The following is a 19,621-nucleotide window of genomic DNA, read 5'->3' as shown; positions in this document are numbered from 1 at the left end:
GGCAGGACGCCGTTCCAGAGCGGGTGTGAACGCGGTGATCGCCTCGGACGACTCGAAGGCACGGTTGCGGCGGCCGACAGGTGAGCTGGTGCAGAATTCCGGACGCAACGCCTCCGTCGAGTGTGCGATCACCGAATCGGTACGCGGTCATGCCACCTGCCGGGGCATCCCAGCAGGGTCTTGGCACATCTCGCTCCCACGTTTGTTCTTCTGCGTCGCACTTTCGTTGCGAGGCAGCGATTCCCAGTTCCGGTCGTTCGGCGTGTCGTTGCGGCCGACACTGGGCGGGCACACGTCAGCCGTGTCCGTGTGTGACCGAACGCACCATGGGAGACATCATGACCGAGCCCGTCGCTCAGCTGCCTACCGCTGGCGAGTTGGTTTTCGATACCTTCGACAGGATCCGTCGGCGTGGACCGATCGTTCCGATCGAACTGCCCGGCAATGTCGTGGCCTGGTTCGCCGTCAGCCACAAAGCGGTGAGCGAAATCCTCGCCGGAGACGGCACCGTCTTGAGCAAGAACCCGCGCAACTGTCCGGCGCTGCAGGACGGCACGATTCCAGCCGACTGGCCCTTGCGCGCGCTCACCGATATCGATCACATGATCAACATGGACGGTGAGGATCATCGACGGCTGCGGAGAACGATAAGCCAGGCGTTCACCCCGCGCAGAGTCGCCGCGCTCGAGCCCCGAATCCAGCAGATCGCCACCGAACTCCTCGACGATATTCCCGACCACAAGGCGGAAATCAATCTCGTCTCCAGCTACACCACCCCCCTGCCGGTGCGGGTGATCGGCGAACTGTTCGGTGTACCGGCGTCCGAACAACAACAATTCCGGATCTGGGCGTCCACGGTCATGTCGCATCTGAGCACCGGCGACGAGATTCAGGCCGCGATGGCGGATATGCTCGGCTACCTCACCGAACTCCTCGGCCGCAAACGGCGCACACCCGGCGACGACCTCACCTCCGCGCTGCTGGAGGCCAACGAAGCGAACGGTTTGACCGACGACGAACTGGTCAACATGTTGTGGTTGGTGCTCATGGCCGGACATGAGACCACCGTGCACCTGCTCGGCAACGCGGTCGTCACGCTGTGCACCCATCCCGAGCAGCTCGCCAAAGCCCAGGCCGAAGACCGGTGGAAGGACGTCGTGGAGGAGATGCTGCGCTTCCGCTCTTCGGTGGCCGCTATTCTTCCCACTCGCTATGCGCTGCAAGACATCACCGTCGCCGGCGTAGACATTCCCGCGGGAGCCATGGTGGGGTGGTACGGCGGCGTCGGGCGGGACCCGGAGCGCTATCCGGACGCCGGTACCTTCGACATCGACCGCGATCACCGAGACCAGCTGGCGTTCGGCCGGGGACCGCATGTCTGCCTCGGCGCTCACCTGGCCCGGCTGGAAAGCCACATCGCGTTGTCTACGCTGTTCAAGCGATTCCCGCGATTGCGTCTGGCTGGTGACATCACCCAGGTCTACGGCCCGAACTTCATCACCTGCGGGCCCCTCGCACTTCCCGTACTGCTGGAACCCGCGCGTAGTGGAGAGTGAATTCAACACAGCCCGGCGAGTTTCGCGCTTTTTCGAGACCGGTGCGTCCGTAGCCGACGGAGTGACGCCCGTGACCGACGCTGCGATCGGGCGTCGGTCACGCCGATCGTTCGCAGCGTTTCCCACTTGTCCCCTTCTCACGGCGGGATATGCAGGACAGCTACCGGGCCTCCAAGGTGATGTTGAATCGTAAAGTCCCGAATAACACATCCGCCAAGGCGTCATCATGATGTACACCGAGCTTGTTACGAAAGACATCGACGAGTGGGAAGCACTCAGCGACAGCTTTCTGCCGTCCGAGTCCCGGTATCGTGATCCGCGCAACTGGTGGATCCGTGCCACCGTTCAGGACACTGTTGCTCACACTCTCCTGTGCTTCGACCAACGCAGCGAGCGTCTGGCCTGGCGGACCCCGTCACACACCCGTCAGGGCGGTAGCGACTACTGGTTGGTCGTGCCGCAGCGGGCTGTGGGAGGAGTCAATACCTTCGAAATGAATGATACGGTAACGCGCGTTACTCCCGGTAGCGCAATGCTATTGAGCCCAGATCAGCCGTTTCGGTACTACATGCCACGCATGGTGACGAACGCGGTTCGTATACCGCGTGCTGATATCGACAATCGCCTGTCTTCCGCCGGACCGCCGCAAACGACGCTCGACATGGAGTCGGGCCTGGGACGGATCGTGCAGTGCATGATCCGCGAAACGCATGCCGAGCGATCCAACCTCACGGACTGGCAATTCAACGCCGTCTGCGATCGAATCACTGAGCTGATCTGCTTGATGCTGCTCGGCGATATGGGCCCGCAACGAAGCCATCTGGCTGAAACGGCTGCAGCCGTTCGTCAGTACGTGCGGGAGCATGTCGGTGTCGGGGACTTGCGTCTGCCTGCGGTGGCATCGGCTCTCGGCTGGTCGCCCCGGCAATTGCGGCTCGCCCTCCAGCAGAGCGGTACCACCTACCGGGAAGTGCGGCAGGACGAGGCGCTGCGCGCCGCGCGCGACCTGCTCTCCCAACAGGGAAAGAGCACGACTGTCAGTGAGGTGGCCGCACGTTGCGGTTTCACACAAACCTGGTTCTCCCAAGCGTTCAAGGCACGCTACGGCGAAACACCCCGAGATTTCCAGAGGCGCCGATCGAGGGAACTGACCGATCGACTGGTGTCGGGCATTGACGGATCTCATCCAGCCGCATTCGAAACCCACCACGCAGCCGGGGTTCCCACAGCGCGCGGGCGCCGTTGTGCCACGATGCCGCCGCCCGTGTGCTCTCCGACATGGTCGGACCGGGTGGGCACCGCACTGGAGGGCGCCCTCACCGAAGGTACGCCCTCGCTGGCGGACGCCGCCCGACTCCTCGAGGTCGGGCCACGGACGCTCCAACGCCGGTTGGCCGACGAAGGAACAACGTGGAGCCGCGAACTGAACCAGGCACGCCGACGGTACCTCGACAACACCACCACATAAATCTCACCGGGCAACTCGCGACAGCGCGAACTTCCCCGGCTGTGCGGGACGGGCGGGCGCGCCCGCGAGCACGGCAGCGATGAGACAGCAGAGAAACTACTGGAGACAGCAAAGGCACGGACTCGACTGGAGTCCGTGCCCTCGCTCAGATGTTCAGTTGACGACGCTCAGCGGAGCGTCAGCTCACCAGGAGCTCTTGTGCACGCCCGGCAGCTCGCCGCGGTGCGCCATTTCGCGCAGGCACACGCGGCACAGGCCGAACTTGCGGTAGACCGCATGGGGACGGCCGCAGCGCTGGCAGCGGGTGTAGGCGCGGACAGCGAACTTCGGCTTGGCGTTGGCCTTGTTGACCAGTGCTTTCTTTGCCATGTGCTCAGTTCTCCTTGAACGGGAAGCCGAGGTGCTTGAGCAGGGCACGGCCTTCTTCGTTGTTGGTCGCGGTGGTCACCACGGTGATGTCCATACCACGCGGACGGTCGATCCGGTCCACGTCGATCTCGTGGAACATCGACTGCTCGCTCAGGCCGAACGTGTAGTTGCCGTTGCCGTCGAACTGCTTCGGCGACAGGCCGCGGAAGTCGCGGATACGCGGCAGCGCGATGGAGACCAGGCGGTCCAGGAACTCCCACATCCGGTCGCCGCGCAGGGTGACCTTGGCGCCGATCGGCATGCCCTCACGCAGCTTGAACTGCGCGATGGACTTGGTCGCCTTGCGGATCTGCGGCTTCTGACCGGTGATCAGGGCCAGGTCCTCGACAGCGCCGTTGATCAGCTTCGCGTCGCGGGCGGCGTCGCCGACACCCATGTTGACGACGACCTTCACCACGCCCGGGATCTGCATCACGTTGGCGTAGTCGAATTCCTTGTTCAGCGCGTCCTTGATCTCTTCGCGGTAGCGCTGCTTCAGCCGGGGCTGCACTTTTTCCGTCGTGGTCATGTCAGATGTCCTTCCCGTTCTTACGGGAGATCCGGACCCGCTTGCCGCTCTCCTCGTCGGTCCGGTAGCCGACGCGGGCCGGCTTGCCGTCGGAGTCGACGACCATCACGTTCGAGACGTGGATGGGGGCTTCCTGGGTCACGATGCCGCCCGAGGAGGCGCCGCGCTGGTTGGCGGAGTTCGCGACGTGCTTCTTGATCCGGTTCACGCCCTCGACGAGGACCCGGTTCTCCTTCGGGTAGGCCTGGATGACCTTGCCCTTGGCACCCTTGTCCTTGCCCGAGATGACGAGCACGGTGTCACCTTTGTGCACCTTCATGTCAGAGCACCTCCGGAGCCAGCGACACGATCTTCATGAACTTCTTGTCGCGCAGCTCGCGGCCGACCGGGCCGAAGATACGAGTGCCGCGCGGGTCGTTGTCCGCCTTGATGAGCACGGCCGCGTTCTCGTCGAACTTGATGTAGGAACCATCGGGACGACGGCGCTCCTTGGTGGTGCGCACGACGACGGCCTTGACGACGTCACCCCGCTTCACGTTGCCGCCGGGGATGGCGTCCTTCACGGTAGCGACGATGATGTCGCCGATACCGGCATAGCGACGCGACGAACCACCGAGAACGCGGATGCAAAGGATCTCCTTCGCGCCCGTGTTGTCGGCGACGCGCAGTCGCGACTCCTGCTGAATCACTTCAGCGTCCTCCTTGACCTGGACGTATGTGCACGCCGGATTGCCGACCCGACGGGCATGGTCGGTTGCCCTCCGGACGCGCGCCTGCCAGCGGTTTCCTCGGTTCGAGCAAGAAACGCGGAACCAACCACTGGGGGTTCACTGCCGGATTGCGGGCACAGCTCCCGCAGGCAACCGGTCTAGTGTATGGGAATCCGCAGGTCGTTCCCAAATCGGGGCCACACGCGGGTGCCCGTTTCCCCAATCCCGGCCGGTCCGCCACCGCGCCGGTAGCCTCGGTGTCCTGCAAGGCTGCCTTCGTACATCTGCGGCACCGCCGCGTCGGGGAGAGGATTCTCGTGACATCTACCGGTCGGCCATCGAAGCTGGATCGTCGTGCCTTCCTGATCGCCCTCGGGGCCGTTCCGGCCGCCGCCGCCCTGGTCGCGTGCTCGGACGACACCGAACCCGCGAGCAGGACGCTCACCGGCGTCGATCTCAGCGGAGCCGACGAGGCGATCCGGCCGCAGGACGACCTGTACCGGCACGTCAACGGGAAGTGGCTGCGGGAGTACCAGCTGCCGCCGGACAAGGTCAGCTACGGCGCGGGCAGTGAGGCGGGCGATCGCACCGAGCAGCAGCTGCGGGAGATCATCGACGGCATCCGGGACCCGAAGCCGGGCTCGGAAGAGCAGCAGATCAGAGACCTCTACGACGCCAGGGTGGACTGGGACGAGATCGAACGGCTCGGCATGACGCCGCTGGCGCCCCTGTTCGCGAAGATCGACGGCGCCGCCACCAAGGCGGACTTGGCCAAGGTGATGGCCGAGCTGCCGATCGGCGGGTTGATCGGGCTCGGCATCGGCGTCGACCGGAAGAATTCCAACGCCTACATCCCTTCGGTCGGCCAGTCCGGGCTCGGCCTGGGTGAGCAGTACTACCGGAAGCCGGAGTACGGCGAGGTGCTCGCGCAGTACCGCACCTTCCTCGAGCGGATCGCCGCGGGCGCGGGGTTCGCCGACCCGGCCGGCCTCGCCCAGCGGGTGTTCGACCTGGAGAAGCGCATCGCGCCCGCGCACTGGGACAACGTGCGCAACCGCGACACCGACGCGACGTACAACGTCTACAGCTGGGCCGATATGACCGCGCTCGCCCCTGGCTTCGACTGGGATCCGTGGCTGGCGGGGAACACCGGCCGCCCGCGGGAGTTGTTCGCGACGATGGTGGTGAACCAGCCGTCCTTCATCACGGCGGCGGGCCGACTGTGGACCGAGGTGGACATCGCCACGTGGCGGGATTACCTGAAGCTGTCGGTGCTGCGGGAGTTCGCTCCGTACCTGCCCAAGGCCGTCAACGACGCGAATTTCGACTTCAAGGGCAGAATTCTCAACGGGCAGGACCAGCGCCCCGAACGGTGGAAGTACGGCGTGGGCATCGTCGACGAGAAGCTCGGCGAGCAGCTCGGAAAACTGTATGTGGCCAAGCACTTTCCGCCGGAGGCCAAGGAGCGGGCCAAGGAGATGCTCGCCGACGTCGTCGCGGCCTATCGGGAGAACTTCACCAATTCGATTTGGATGTCGCCCGCGACGAGGGCGGCGTCTCTGGAGAAACTGGACAAGATCGATCCCAAGATCGGCTACCCGGACAAGTGGGTCGACTACTCGACGCTGAAGATCATCAAGGGCAAGTTGATCGAGTCGCTGCTCGCCATCAACGAGTTCGAGGTCAAGCGCGCGTTCGCGCGACTGGGGACGCCGGTCGACAAATCCGAGTGGGGCATGTCGCCGCAAACGGTGAATGCCTACTACTCGTCGAACTCCAATCAGATCGTCTTCCCCGCCGCCTACCTCCAGCCGCCCTTCTTCGACAAGGACGCTCTGCCCGCCGTCAACTACGGCGCGGTGGGCTCCACCATCGGGCACGAGATCGGGCACGGCTTCGACGACCAGGGCTCCAAGTACGACGGTGACGGCAACCGCCGCGACTGGTGGACGCCCGAGGACCGCGCGGCGTTCGACGCCAAGGCCAAGCAACTGATCGACCAGTACAACGCGCTCGTCCCGGAGGGTCTCGAGCCGAACCAGCACGTCGACGGCGCACTCACGGTCGGTGAGAACCTGGCCGATCTGCGCGGCCTGCAGATCACGCTGGCCGCTTTCCGCATCGCCGAGAAACGCCGGGGCATCGACAATCCCGACTACCGCACCATGTTCTTGTCCTGGGCGCGCAGCTGGCGCGAGAAGCAGACGAAGGAACTCACCGTCCGCTATCTCAGCATTGATACGCACTCCCCCAACGAATTCCGCTGCAACCAGGTCGTGCGCAATCTCGAGGAGTTCTACAAGACGTTCGATGTGAAGGAAGGCGACAAGTTGTACATGCCTCCCGACCAGCGGATCACTTTCTGAGCATGTGATCGAGCATTCGAGCCCGCCCGTCGTGGCGGGCTCGATTGCTATGCGGACCGGAGCAGGCCGTCGATGAGGGCGTCGAGGCCGAGGTCGTAGGTGTCCTGGGCGGCGAGGGACACGTAACCGGGGCCGAGGGCGGCCAGGCGGGGGTAGGTCTCGGGGTCGAGGTCGGCGAAGACCTGCGCGCGGAAGGTGGGGCGGTCCTCCCCGGCCCGGCGGGCGGAACGGGCGCGCACGATGAGGTTGCCCGCCGTGTACTGCCAGATGGCCCGGTAGGCGTGGACGGCGCGATCCACCGGCAGGCCCCCCGCGACGAACCCGTCCACGATCGATTCGGTGACCCAGAGCGCGGAAACACCGAGAAGGTCGTCGGCGGCGAGTATTTCGACGACCCACGGGCGCGCGGCGAGCGCGTCGCGCATGGCCCGCGCCGCCACGCGGACGCGCTGTCGCGGATCCTCCGGCAGATCCGGCCACACCACCTGCTCGGCGTAGTCGTTGAGCAGCAGCCGCAGCAGGTCTTCCTTATCCCGGACGTGGTGGTAGAGCGCCATCGGCGTGCAACCGAGTTCGGCGGCGAGGCGGCGCATGGTCAGCTTCTCCACACCCTCCGCCCCGATCACGGAGTTGGCCGACGCGACGATCTCCGCCCGGGAGATACGCGCAGGTCGGCCGGTGCGCTGGGACTGCGACGACGAGCTCGGCATTGGTCCATCTTCACCCATCCCCCGAGCCGGGTATGGACACGGGGCGTCCCATCGCGCTAGTTTTTATACATGTATAGAAACTCTCTCGGGCGGCCGGGCGTCGCGTTGACGGCGGTGGCCGTCGCGCAGTTCATGGTCGCGTTGGACCTCGCGGTGGTGAACGTCGCGCTACCCGCCATCCGCGCCGATCTGGGCTTCGCCCCGGTCGATCTGGCGTGGGTGGTGCACGTCTACGCGCTGACCTTCGGCGGATTCCTGCTGCTCGGCGGGAAGGCGTGTGACCTGTTCGGGCGGCGCAGACTGCTCACCGCCGGGCTCGCTGTGTTCGGCATCGCCTCGCTGGCCGGCGGATTCGCGCAGCAGCCGTGGCAGCTCGTCACCGCGCGAGCGATTCAGGGCCTCGCGGCGGCGGCCGTGGCGCCCGCCGCTCTGGCCACGCTGACCACGACATTTCCGGAAGGACCCGCCCGGGTGCGGGCACTCGGCGTGTGGAGCGCGGTGAACGCGGCGGGCGGCGCGCTCGGCGTGCTGGTGGGTGGATTGCTGACCGAGTACGCCGACTGGCGCTGGGTGATGTTCATCAACGTCCCGATAGTGGCGATCGCCTCGGTCGCGGCGGTGGCCGGCGTGGCGGCCGATCGAGTGAGTGGGCGAGCTCGGATCGATGTGCCGGGCGCTGCGCTCGGCACCAGCGCAATAGGTTTGCTGGTGGTGGGCGTGGTGCGCAGTGAACACCACGGTTGGCTCTCCGCCGCCACGGCGGTCACCCTCGGCTCAGGAGCGGTGCTGCTCGCGGCTTTTCTCGCCGTCGAGGCACGGACATCGACGCCATTGGTCCGGCTCGGACTGTTCGGCAACCGCTGGGTGACGGGCGCGAATGTGTTCGTATTTCTGGCCGGAGCGGGACAATTCAGCGCGTTCTATCTGGTGTCGCTGTATCAACAGCAGGTACTGGGCATGAGCGCGGGCGCGGCGGGCGCGGCTTTCGTGCCGTTCTCGCTCAGCGTCATCGCCGGGACGGTGGTGGCCACCCGCGTGGGCGGCACGCGATCGCCGAAAGCGGCGCTCGTTCTCGGCGGGGTGCTGACCACGGCCGGTATCGGCTGGTTCGCGTTCATCAGCGCCGACGGCGGCTTCCTCGCCGACGTCCTCGGCCCTTCGCTGCTCGGCGGCTTCGGTCTCGGACTGTGCCTGGCTCCGGTGGCCGCCGCCGCGACCACGGGCGTCGCGCCGCACGAAGCGGGCATGGCCTCCGGGGTGTTCAACAGCGCGCGCCAGCTGGGCGGCTGCGTCGGAGTGGCCGCGCTCGCCACCATTGCGGCGGCACGCACCGGAGACAGCGCCGCACCGGCCGCCCTGAACGATGGATACGCGCTCGCATTGGGCTGCGCTGCGGGGCTTTTCGCCGTGGCGAGCGTGGTCGCCGCGACTGTGCTGCCGAGCACGCACCGCACGACTCCCACAGCGACGCCCGCAGCCGACACGATGTCGCCGGGCGCCGAGACGGCCGCCGGGTTCTCCGCCGCGCGACCATGAAGGCCACCGAGCGCCTCGCGAGCGAAGCCGGTCGGGTCGTCGCCGCACACTTGCCCCGGTCGCGAGCAGCAACCTCTCACGGCTCCGAACCACATACGCGGGTGCGCTATCGATCCCGACAAAGCATCGGGTGAAAACGGTGACGCACAAACGGCGCACTCACCCTTCGGCACGAGGCCATCGACCTGCCGCCCACAGCGTCGGGATACGCCACCCCACCATGTCGCTCGGACTGCACCGAGCAAGCGCCCCGCTTGCTCTCGGCCGACCCTCGACCGCTCCGTTGCCCCCGCTTCTCGGACGCCGCAATCGACCGACCGAGAAAGTCTCACCCATCTCATCGAAGGACACACCATGAACCAGACCTCGATCGACTTGTTCGGCCGCGCGATCCTTTTCGGCCGGAACGGCCGGGTAGCAGCCGGTGCCCGCCGGATGAGCACCGGCGACGGCGACTGGCAGCTAGCGACATTCCATGTCGAATCCGATGCCGACGTCCATGCCGATCAGTGGGAAATCCACCCGGGCAGCGACGAGGCGGTGTGCTGTCTGGCCGGTGCGGTGCGCCTCTACCTGCGCGCCGAGCGGCCCGGCGACGACGAGACGATGGTGCGCCTCACCGCGGGCACCGCTTTCGTGGTGCCCCGCAACCGCTGGCATCGCATCGAGCTCGACGAACCGTCCGACATCATGTCCATCGGGCTGCGCCACGAAACCAGGCAGGAGCCCGTTGCCGCGCGGTGAGTCGCCGTTGTTCCCGCGCAGGAGATCACTGCGCGGGAACAACCCTGTACCGCGACGACCGATTACCGCCGGTCCGGCGACCGCCCGGCGGACAGACTGGCCGCATGACGCCGACAACGACCGACTCGATGACCGTCCTGACCGGAATGTACGCGGCGGAAGCGCAATATCTGGCCGCAGGCGGTCCGGGCAACGCCTCGTTCGAGTTGCTGGCTCCGTTCTTCCACGCTTCGGTGGTGCTTCATCAAGCCGAGAGCCTGCCGTATGGCGGAACCTGGCGCGGCCACGACGGCATGGAGCGGTTCTTCCGCGCCATGCGCGACACCTGGGAGAGATTCGATATGCGGGAGCAGCGCTTCCTCGCGACCGGGGATACCGCCGTGGTGCACACCGAGGTACACGCCCGCGCCCGCGCGACCGGCCGGGAACTCACCTTCGCGATCTTGCAGACGATCGGCTTCGCCGATGGACGCATCGCGGAGGTACGGCCGTTCTACTGGGATACGGCGGCGGTCGTCGGCGTCTGCACTCCCATCGACCGGTGATCCACCGCGGCGACGGCTCCCGGCCATAGACGAGCCAGTTCCAACAGGAATCGGAATTCCGCCGCACGATCACGAACCTCGGCCTGCGCCGCGCCCGCGACGGCGGAGCTGGAGGCCGGCGTGCTTCCGTCGCGCTTGGCTCGCACGGCCAGCGCGACCTGAAACGCATAGTGGCGCGCGTCGTTGTCGATCGACTCGGGCGAGCCGGGCTCGGACGAGGCGGGCACATAGGGCTTCAAGTGCAGCAGCGCGTCCCAGATCTCGACGGTCATCCGGTAGAGCTGGGACGTGGCTTCCCTGGGCGCGGAATGGTCTTCGGCCAAGACCACTTCGGGTACCACGGCGGTGAGATCTCGCCACAGCGGCCGCAGCCGACGGCAGGCGCGCCCGGTCTGATCCCAACCTGTCCGCGCCATCAGCGCGGTGACCAGGGGAATCACCGCCAACAGGGTCACCGCGGAGAACATGAGGACCGCGGCGACCGCCCACGCCTTTCCCGGTTCGCTCGGCGGCGTACCGGCGAGCGAGCGACCGACCATGATCGTCATCGAGATCAACCAATAGACCGAGAACGCGAACAACACGGCGAAGGTGAGCTTCTCTCGCACCGCGACGCCTCCGGCGCGCAACTCGCGAACGCAGGCACGGCCGAAAAGCAAGCCACAGAAGGCCCCGGGAAGCGCCGACACCGTCCAGATGACTTCGACATAGTCGATCCCCCAGGCCCACCGCAGGACCGGTGTGACGACGATCAGCGAAACGGCGACGGCGGCCGCCGTCGCATCGTATCGCCGCTGACGCCGGTGCACGGCTGCCACATCGGCGCCGTCGACGAGCCTGGCCAACCCGAAGAAGCTGGCGAGTGCCAGGAGACCACAGGCGAGGTAGATGCGCGGCCCGAGGTCGGGACAATGCACTGCGACGGCCACCTCGTACAGCAGCAGACCCAGGAGATTCCAGCTGAACGTACGGTTGATCAGCCGATCGGTGGCCGTCTCGTCGACGAGCAGCCAGCGCCCCGCGGTCATGAGCGCGACGAAGACGACAACCGACAGCACCACCGGAACCGGAACAGCGTTCATCTCGATCGACGGTATGTCGTCGCGCGGCGCGAGGCCAACTCGAGTGGCCGATCGCCGCGGCGGCCCCGATCAGCGAGCGGGTACCGCGGCGCTCGGCTCCGCCGCCTGATCGGCCTCGGCCTGCTCGGCCGCCTCGTCGTAGACGTACTTGTCGCCGATGGACCACGAGGCCACCGCGGCGAGAAACATCATCACGGCCGCCGCGACGAACACCACCACCAATCCGGAATGGAACGGGCCGGTGAGCAAGTTCGGGAAGAACTCCTGGCCGGTCAGGGTTTCGGCGTCGACACCTGGCTTGCCGAGTTCGCCCGACGGGCCGAGTAGCTCCTGGATGGGGTTGTAGCCGAGAAACGCGGCGAACATGCTTGCCACCGGTGGCATTCCGGCCAGATCGGCGGCAGCTCCCGCGGAGACGCCCTGGGCGCGCAACCCCGAATCCAGCGCCGAGGGCAGGCTCGCCGCGAGCCCGACGACCATCAGGGAGAAGAAGATGCCCATCGACAGCGCGTTGCCGCCGTTGAAGAGGGTGCCGCGCATGCCGGAGGCCGCGCCGCGCTGAGCGGCGGGAACGCTGGACATGATCGCGGCGGTGTTCGGCGAGAAGAACAGGCCGCTGCCGACGCCGTTGAGCAAGGTGATCGACGCGAACAGCCAGTAGTCGAAGTTCACCGGGATGACCAGCAGCAACAGAAAAGTCACACCCGTCAGCAACGCGCCGCCGGTGGTGAACGGCCGGGGCCCGTAGCGATCGGACAGCCAGCCGGAAACCGGTCCGGCGGCGAGGAATCCGATCGTCATCGGCAGCAGGTAGATGCCCGCCCACAGCGGGGTCGACTCGAAGTCGTAACCGTGCAGCGGAAGCCAGATGCCCTGCAACCAGATGATGAGCATGAATTGCATGCCGCCGCGGCCGATCGAGACCATCAGGTTGGCGAAGTTGCCGAGCCCGAAGGCGCGGTGGCGGAACAACCCGAGGTTGAACATCGGGTCGGGCACCCGGCTCTCCACCACACAGAACGCGACGAGCAGCAGGATGCCGCCGAACACCGCGGACAGCACCCACGGGCTGGTCCAGCCCGTCGCGTGCCCACCGTGGGGCTGGATGCCGTAGGTGATACCGGTGAGCAGCGCCGTGAGCCCGAGGCCGAAGGTGATTGTCCCCGCCCAGTCCAGCTTGCCCGCGGTCCTGATGCCGACTTCGTGCAGTGAGCGATAGGACCAGACGGCCCCGAGGACGCCGATCGGGACGCTGACCCAGAACACGGCTCGCCAATCCCATTCCGACAGCACGCCGCCGATGAGCAGACCGAAGAACGAACCCGCCACCGCGGCGACCATGTTGATGCCGAGCGCGGTGCCGCGCCGGCTCGCGGGGAAGGCATCGGTGAGGATCGCCGAGGAGTTGGCGGTCAGCATCGCGCCGCCGACCCCTTGGACGACGCGCCAGATGATGATCCACAACGCGCCGGAGCCACCGTGCCACGGGTCGAACGACAGCGCGACCGCCGAAAGCGCGAAAATGGTGAAGCCGAGGTTGTAGACCCGCACGCGGCCGAAGATGTCGCCGAGCCGCCCGAACATCACGACCAGCACGGCCGTGGCGAGCAGGTAACCCATCAGCATCCACAGCAGGTAACCGACATTGCCCGCCTCGAGCGGGTTGAGCCCGACGCCACGGAAGATCGCGGGCAGCGAGATCAGCACGATCGAGGAATTGACCGCGGTGAGCAGCACACCGAGTGTGGTGTTGGTCAGAACGATCCACTTGTAGTTCGGATGGTCCCGGTCGTAGCGCAACCGGCGCCGGATGGTGCGGACATCGCCCGGATCGACGTCGATGGATGAATTCGTCACGGCAGCCTCTCACCAGATAGTTACCACCGCAAACTATATAGTTAGCGGATGTAACCATCAACCGGTGTTGGTCGCCCGCGCCGTCGTCCATCCCGATCGAGATAGGTTAGCCTTGGCTATCTTGCTTGGAAGGAAGGTGCGACAGATGAAGTCTGTTCGGACAGGCGGCCGTTGGTCACGAGCGGCGCTGGCGGTGCTGACGGGAGTCTTCGCTCTCGCCGTCACCGCGTGCGGATCCGCGGAGGACGACTCGGCATCGGGCGGCGAGAAGGTGACCATCACCCACGCCCGCGGCGAGACGACCGTCGAAGGCACCCCGGAGAAGATCGTCGCCCTGGGCAACCAATGGCTGGACGCCACGCTCGCGCTCGGCGTCGTTCCCATCGGATACCTCGACAACGTCGCGATGGCGTCCAAGAGCACGCCGCCGTGGGAGCCCAAAAGCCTCGAGTCGGCCAAGTCCCTCACCACCACCGGCAACCTCGCCGAACAGGTCGCGACGCTGGAGCCGGACCTGATCCTGGTCGACCCGTTCATCGCCGACCAGAAGACCTACGACGAACTCTCCCGCGTCGCCCCGACGCTGCCCGCGCTGAGCAAAGCGGCGGTGGCGCCGTGGCAGGACCAGGTCACCACGCTCGGCAAGGTGCTGCGCAAGCAGGACGAGGCGAACAAGGCGATCGCGAAGGTGGACGACAAGATAGCCGCCATCGCCGCCGCGAACCCCGGCTTGCAGGGCAAGACATTCGCCAGCACCTGGCTGGCCGGTCCGGCGCAGCTGATGGTGCTGACCGACCCGAACGACGGGTCGTCGAAAGTGTTCGCCCAGCTGGGGCTCGGCATTCCGAAGAATCTCACCGACTCGGCCGCCGATCAGGGCAGGCTCGCCCTGTCCCCCGAGCGGGTCGACGAGCTGACCGCCGATCTGTTGCTGGCCGGTTACGCCCCCGGCTTGGACGAGAAGTACCGGCAGTTGCCGGGATACGCCGACCTGCCCGCGGTCAAGAAGGGCTCGGTCGTATTCCTCACCACCCAGGAGATCAGCGCCGTGAACACGCCGACGGCGCTCTCGGTGCCCTACATCCTGGACAAGCTGGAGCCCGCCTTCGCCGCCGCGGCGAAGTAGGCGGCGCGCCGGCCGCGGTCGGCGATGATGTCGGCGAGTTGATCGGCAGGCTCGCCGACGGCGGCGGGTGACGTGGGCCTTTCGGCGCGACGACGGACCTGGGCGAACCCGAGAATGCGGCCGGGAGCACGAATTTCGGGGCTGCCCGGCTATCTGAGCGCACCGCGGTCGTCTTCGCCGCGCGGAGTGCGAGCCTCGCCGCGACCGTCGCGGCCTCTCGGTAAGGCCGCGAACGGTTGCTTCGTGGGACCGCTGGGCCCTTCACGTCTGGGCGAGGATCTCCTCGTCCGTCATCGATGCCACCTCGAGGTAGAGCCGGGCTACCGCGGGCAGCCTGCCGTCCGCGCCCTGCTGGATTTCGCGTTCCTGCAGCCGCTCCGCGAGCCGCGCGACGGTTCGGGTGGCGAACAGGTCCGCGACCAGCGCGTGGTCGGCTTGCAGCCACTCGCGCACGCGGGCGATCACGGTCGTGGCGAGGACGGAATCGCCGCCGCGGCCGAAGAAATCGTCGTGCACGCCGATCGCGTCGACGCCCAGGACGGCCGCGACGATATCGGCCAGCGCGGCCTCCACGTCATCGCGAGGTGCGGTGTCCTGATCGTGCTCGCTCCCTGGTTCGAGGAGGGCGACCACGGCGCGGCGGTCCAATTTGCCGTTGGCGGTCAGGGGCATCTGTTCGAGGAGCTCGACCCGGGTGGGCACCATGTAGGCGGGCAACCGATCCGAGGCCGCCGCGGTGATATCGCCGATCTCGGCGACGTCGCCCGCGACGGCGGCGACCAGCTTGGGCGCGCCCGCACCGACGACCGCTGCGACGGCATGCCGGATGCCGGGCACCGTGCGCAACGCGCTCTCCACCTCGCCCAGTTCCACCCGGTACCCGCGGATCTGGACCTGATGGTCGGCGCGACCGAGGAATTCGATGGTGCCGTCGGGCCAGTACCTGGCCATGTCGCCGGTCTTGTACCAGCGGAGACCGTCGTGTTCGACGAAACGCTCCGCGGTCCGCTCCGGGTCGTTGCGGTATCCCGCGGCGACACAGACGCCGCCGACCCATAGTTCGCCGGGCACCCAGTCCGGGCAGTCACGGCCCGCGGGACCGACGACCCGGCATCGGACGTTGCGCAACGGAACGCCGAACGGCACCGTCGCCCAATGCGCGGGCGGCTCGCCCTCGACCTCGCAGATGGTGGTGTGAATGGAGGTCTCGGTCGCGCCGCCGAGGCCGGCGAACCGGCAGCCCGGTACCTGGGCCGACAGCCTTCGGGCCAGGTCCGCACCCACCCAGTCCCCGCCGAGGATGACCGCGCGCAGCGAATCACCCAGTCGGTCACCGCCTATCTGCACAATCATGTCCAGCATGCTGGGTACGCAGTTGAGGATCGAAACGCGATGCGTACGTAGCAGTTCCACCCACGAGGACGGATCGGCGCGTTGCTCCGGATCGACCGCCACCACGGCGCCGCCGACCGAGAACAGACCGAAGATGTCGTAGACCGAAAGATCGAATTCCAGGGCGGACAATCCCAGCGCGCGATCGTCGCCGCCGACACCGAACCACTCGTTCAACGCATCGATGGTGTTCATCGCACCGCGGTGCGGTATCTCGACGCCCTTCGGCACGCCGGTCGACCCGGAGGTGAACAGCACGTAGGCGATATCGCCGGTGTCCGGATAGACGGGCGCCGCGAGCGGCTGCGGGTGTTCGCGGGCGGCGTCGATGGACACACACGTGATCGGCGCGTCCATCTCTGCGCCCTCGACGGTCAATGCCGTGTCGACGGCTCCGGTGCGGAGAATCTCCGCACGACGACCCGTCGGTTGATCGATTCCGATCGGCACGTATGTCGCTCCGGCCGCGAGTACGCCGAGCACCGCAAGCACCTGGTCCGGCCCTTTCGGCAACTGGACGGCGACCGCGTCGCCGGGCTGCACACCTTCGGCGCGTAGCGCGCCCGCCACGGCCAGCGCGCGGGCGGCCAGTTCCCCGTAACTGCACATCCCCCGCTGGTCGCCCAGACCCCACAGCACGGCGGGCGCCTCGGGATGCGCCGCCGCGTGTTCGAAGAAGCCCTGGTGCAGGCAACGCTCACTGACTGGGCCGTCGGTGGCGTTGACCGCGGCCCGCACTTCGGCCTGAGCCACCGGCAGCCGCACGGCGGCCTCCGCGTTCCACCCCGCCGCACCGTCGCCGAGCCGCCCGATCGCCGCGCAGTATCGAGCGAACATGGCGTCGATCATGCCCTCGGGGAAGGCCGACGCGCGCACGTCCCAGTTCAGCAGCAGTCCGCCGCGGACCTCGGTGACCTGCGCGTCGAGCAGCACCTGCGGTCCCTGCGAAATGATCCACACGGGTTCGCCGAAGGTCTCGGTGACCTTGTCGGCGAACAATTCGCCCAGGTTCAGCGCGCTGGTGTAGACGACGGGGGCGAGCACGGGCTCCCCGCGATGCCTGCCCAGATCACGCAGCACCTCGAGCCCGGAGTAGGCGGTGTGGGCGCCGCTTTCGTGCATGCTGCGTTGCAGCGCGCGGGCGCGATCGGTGACCGACATGCTGTCGGTGACGTCGACCTCGAGCATGATCGAGGAGGTGAAGTCGCCGATCACCCGATCGATGTCGGGGTGCACCGGATCGCGATGGAACAGCGGCACATTCAGCAAGAAGCGGCTCTGCGCCGACCAACCGCCGATGGTCTCGGCGAACACCGCCGCCAGCGCCATCGCGGGAGTGATGCCGCGCTCGTGTGCGGCGGCGAGCAACCGCTGCTTGGCTTCCGGCGACAGCCAGTGGTCGTAGCGCACGGTGCGATTCGGATCGGTGCGCTCGCTGACCGGCACCGTGGGAAGCTCCGGTGCGCCGGGCAATTCCGGCATCCGCCGCTGCCACCACTGCCGGTCGCGCTCGCGTGCGGCGACGTCCTCGCGGTGCTCGGTGCGGTGCTGCCGGTAGGTGTAACCGGGGACCGGCAGGGCCGTCCCGTGGTAGAGCTCGGCCAGATCGGAGATCAGGATCCGGTAGCTCATGGCATCGCCCGCGAGCATGTCGACGTCCAGATGCAACCGGCTGCGGTCCCCGTCGCGCAGGGTGAGTGTGACGTCGATGGCCTGGCCGTCTTCGATGGCCAGGCGCTGATGGGTCTTGCGGTCGCGCAGCTCGGTCAGCGCGGCCTCGGCCGCCTCCGGCGACCGGCCGCGCAGGTCGACGACATCGAACACCGGCTGACCCGGGGCCGTCATGGTCTGCTGTGTGCCGTCCGGCAGGAACCTCGTGCGCAGCATGGGATGCATGGCGACCAAGTCGGCCACCGCGCGCTCCAGACGTGCGGGATCGATGCGGCCGCCGTCGAATTCGACGTACAGGTGCGCCGCGACTCCGCCGAGTTCTTGCTCGTCGGAGCGGCCGATCCAGTACGCGTGCTGCATGGTGGCCAAGGGAAAGGGCGCCGCGGGGTCGTCGTCCGCTGCCTCGGCGGCCGTCTCGACCGAGGCCGGGCCGGACGCCTGAGCGCCTGCCGCGTCTTTCGCGCCGAGCAAGCCATGCCAGGAGGCCACCGTGGGATCGGCGGCCAGTTGGGCGAAATTGATGTCCGCGCCGCGTTTACGCCAGCCGCCCGCGAGCTTCATGGTGCGGATCGAGTCCAGACCCAGTTGGATGAGGTCGTCGTGATCGGCGATCTCCGTGGCGTCGAGCCCCAGTTGACCGGCCACCGCGGCCCGGATCTCCTCCAGGCCGATGTCCACCATTCCCTCTGCCCGACGCTGTGTCGACTCCATCGCGCTGCCACTCCTTGCCTGCCGCCGGAACCGGCGGACCGAGACTGCCGGGCATAGCTTAGCCGAGCCTAAATAGGTTTGCCTAACCTACATCGGCGCGCGCTTTCGGCCATTCGAGCGCCAAGTCGAGCAACTGCCGCAGGCCGTTGGCCCGATCGTGGCCGCCGGTCGGCGCGGCGGCGAGCGGGGCGGCCTGCGCCACCGGACGCAGTCCGGCGGCTCTGCATCGGACGGCATAGGCGACTCGACGCGCGTAGTCGCCGATGCCTTGCCCGGCGTCGGCGGCTCCCGGCTCCTCGGCCGGGGACGGCATATACGGCTTCAGATGCAACAGGGCGTCCTGGATTTCCACCGTCATCCGATACAGCCGGGACGCCGCACCGCTGTCCCCGTCGTCGGTGCGGCTCAAGACGACTTCCGGGACCGCGGCGGTCAGGTCACACCACAGCGGACGCAGACGACGGCAGCGCCGACCGGCTCGGTCCAGCCCCGCTCGGACCAACAAGGCGGTCACCAGCGGTATCGCCGTGAGTGTGGCGATGACGAGCACGCAGACGAACGACGAGACCGCCAGAGCGTTGCCCGGATGACTCGGCGGGACACCGCAGAGCGCGCGGACGACAGTCAGCAGTGCCGCCGCCGCCCAGTACGCCGCGAGGATGAAAAGGACCGAATACGTCAGCTTCTCTTTCGCCATACGAGCGGCGGTACGCAGTTCACGGAAACTGGCCCGTGCGACGAGGTATCCGCTCGCGGCCATAGGAAGCTCGGAGAGCGTCCACACGATCTCGTCGAGACCGACGTGCAACACACCGTGTGCGGCGGGTGAAAACGCCAGCAGCGCCGCCGAAGTCACGGCGGCGACGACGCTGTAGGTTTTCTGCCTGCGCAGCATCACCTCCGCGTCCGCGCCCGCGGCCAGTTGCGCGAGCACCAGGACCATGGCGGTGGTCATCAAGCCGCAGCACAGGAACAGCCGCTGCCCCAGCCCGGGAAAGCCCGCCGCCGCGGCGAGGATATACAGCGCCAGGCCACCGAGATTCCACGCCCATGCATGGTTGATCATGCGATCGGTGAAGGTGTCCGCGACCAGGAGCCATCGCCCCGCCGCGATCGCCGCGACCACCAGAATGACCGGGAGCATGATCCAAACAGGCACCGAATCCATCGGCATCAGACCCTAATCGCCGCCGCCCGCCACGCCAATCGC

Annotated in this window: 16 protein-coding genes; 7 read left to right on the top strand and 9 right to left on the bottom strand. The window is 67.2% G+C overall.

The annotated features are described in order from the left end of the window. The first annotated feature begins 338 nt into the window (after positions 1 to 338). Both NNI01S_RS18050 and NNI01S_RS18045 read left to right on the top strand, forming a co-directional pair. Positions 339 to 1,556 (top strand): cytochrome P450 family protein, encoded by a 1,218-nt coding sequence (locus tag NNI01S_RS18050; RefSeq protein WP_169812983.1) that lies wholly within the window; start codon positions 339 to 341, stop codon positions 1,554 to 1,556. Between the two features lie 226 nt (positions 1,557 to 1,782). Continuing rightward, positions 1,783 to 3,024: an AraC family transcriptional regulator gene (locus tag NNI01S_RS18045; protein WP_084488944.1), complete on the top strand. Its 1,242-nt coding sequence runs from the start codon at positions 1,783 to 1,785 to the stop codon at positions 3,022 to 3,024. 183 nt (positions 3,025 to 3,207) lie between these two features. Here the strand turns inward: NNI01S_RS18045 and NNI01S_RS18040 are convergent, their stop codons facing one another. The 4 genes from NNI01S_RS18040 to rplN are packed head-to-tail and all read right to left on the bottom strand — an operon-like array spanning position 3,208 to position 4,650. Beyond that, complete coding sequence (locus tag NNI01S_RS18040; RefSeq protein WP_014981705.1) at positions 3,208 to 3,393, bottom strand: type Z 30S ribosomal protein S14; 186 nt, start codon at positions 3,391 to 3,393, stop codon at positions 3,208 to 3,210. 4 nt (positions 3,394 to 3,397) lie between these two features. Beyond that, positions 3,398 to 3,961, bottom strand: a complete 564-nt coding sequence (rplE, locus tag NNI01S_RS18035; protein ID WP_063021292.1) for a 50S ribosomal protein L5 — start codon at positions 3,959 to 3,961, stop codon at positions 3,398 to 3,400. A 1-nt stretch (position 3,962) separates the two neighbouring features. Then, the gene (gene rplX / locus NNI01S_RS18030; protein ID WP_039795507.1) at positions 3,963 to 4,280 is read right to left on the bottom strand and encodes a 50S ribosomal protein L24; all 318 of its coding nucleotides are present in this window, start codon (positions 4,278 to 4,280) and stop codon (positions 3,963 to 3,965) included. Position 4,281: 1 nt separating this feature from the next. Then, entirely contained in the window at positions 4,282 to 4,650 is a 369-nt protein-coding gene (gene rplN / locus NNI01S_RS18025) for a 50S ribosomal protein L14 (RefSeq protein ID WP_039795505.1), read from the bottom strand. 338 nt (positions 4,651 to 4,988) lie between these two features. Between rplN and NNI01S_RS18020 the strand changes: the two genes are divergently transcribed. Then, entirely contained in the window at positions 4,989 to 7,037 is a 2,049-nt protein-coding gene (locus NNI01S_RS18020; protein ID WP_245676260.1) for a M13 family metallopeptidase, read from the top strand. 47 nt (positions 7,038 to 7,084) lie between these two features. On the opposite strand, the gene NNI01S_RS18015 is transcribed toward NNI01S_RS18020, so the two are convergent. Next, positions 7,085 to 7,747, bottom strand: coding sequence for a TetR/AcrR family transcriptional regulator (locus NNI01S_RS18015; protein WP_063021291.1), 663 nt, complete (start codon positions 7,745 to 7,747; stop codon positions 7,085 to 7,087). A gap of 69 nt (positions 7,748 to 7,816) precedes the next feature. Between NNI01S_RS18015 and NNI01S_RS18010 the strand changes: the two genes are divergently transcribed. The 3 genes from NNI01S_RS18010 (at position 7,817) to NNI01S_RS18000 (ending at position 10,572) form a co-directional block, all read left to right on the top strand. Further along, the gene (locus tag NNI01S_RS18010; RefSeq protein WP_063021290.1) at positions 7,817 to 9,283 is read left to right on the top strand and encodes an MFS transporter; all 1,467 of its coding nucleotides are present in this window, start codon (positions 7,817 to 7,819) and stop codon (positions 9,281 to 9,283) included. A 354-nt stretch (positions 9,284 to 9,637) separates the two neighbouring features. Further along, complete coding sequence (locus tag NNI01S_RS18005; protein ID WP_063021289.1) at positions 9,638 to 10,027, top strand: cupin domain-containing protein; 390 nt, start codon at positions 9,638 to 9,640, stop codon at positions 10,025 to 10,027. A gap of 104 nt (positions 10,028 to 10,131) precedes the next feature. After that, positions 10,132 to 10,572 carry a nuclear transport factor 2 family protein gene (locus NNI01S_RS18000; RefSeq protein WP_063021288.1) on the top strand — a complete coding sequence of 147 codons (441 nt, stop codon included), beginning with the start codon at positions 10,132 to 10,134 and terminating at the stop codon, positions 10,570 to 10,572. On the opposite strand, the gene NNI01S_RS17995 is transcribed toward NNI01S_RS18000, so the two are convergent. Further along, positions 10,521 to 11,654, bottom strand: a complete 1,134-nt coding sequence (locus tag NNI01S_RS17995; protein WP_063021287.1) for an MAB_1171c family putative transporter — start codon at positions 11,652 to 11,654, stop codon at positions 10,521 to 10,523. The genes NNI01S_RS18000 and NNI01S_RS17995 overlap by 52 nt on opposite strands. 69 nt (positions 11,655 to 11,723) lie before the next feature. Further along, the gene (locus NNI01S_RS17990; RefSeq protein WP_063021286.1) at positions 11,724 to 13,511 is read right to left on the bottom strand and encodes an MFS transporter; all 1,788 of its coding nucleotides are present in this window, start codon (positions 13,509 to 13,511) and stop codon (positions 11,724 to 11,726) included. Positions 13,512 to 13,656: 145 nt separating this feature from the next. Between NNI01S_RS17990 and NNI01S_RS17985 the strand changes: the two genes are divergently transcribed. Continuing rightward, positions 13,657 to 14,637: an ABC transporter substrate-binding protein gene (locus NNI01S_RS17985; protein ID WP_063021285.1), complete on the top strand. Its 981-nt coding sequence runs from the start codon at positions 13,657 to 13,659 to the stop codon at positions 14,635 to 14,637. 261 nt (positions 14,638 to 14,898) lie between these two features. Here NNI01S_RS17985 and NNI01S_RS17980 read toward each other — a convergent pair whose 3' ends face one another. Next, the gene (locus tag NNI01S_RS17980) at positions 14,899 to 18,381 is read right to left on the bottom strand and encodes a non-ribosomal peptide synthetase (protein ID WP_063021284.1); all 3,483 of its coding nucleotides are present in this window, start codon (positions 18,379 to 18,381) and stop codon (positions 14,899 to 14,901) included. 112 nt (positions 18,382 to 18,493) lie between these two features. Further along, positions 18,494 to 19,570, bottom strand: coding sequence for an MAB_1171c family putative transporter (locus NNI01S_RS17975; RefSeq protein WP_169812982.1), 1,077 nt, complete (start codon positions 19,568 to 19,570; stop codon positions 18,494 to 18,496). Positions 19,571 to 19,621: the final 51 nt, after the last annotated feature.

This window comes from Nocardia niwae NBRC 108934 = DSM 45340 (assembly GCF_001613465.1).
Classification (GTDB): domain Bacteria; phylum Actinomycetota; class Actinomycetes; order Mycobacteriales; family Mycobacteriaceae; genus Nocardia; species Nocardia niwae.
This window is presented reverse-complemented; position numbering and strand designations above follow the sequence as displayed.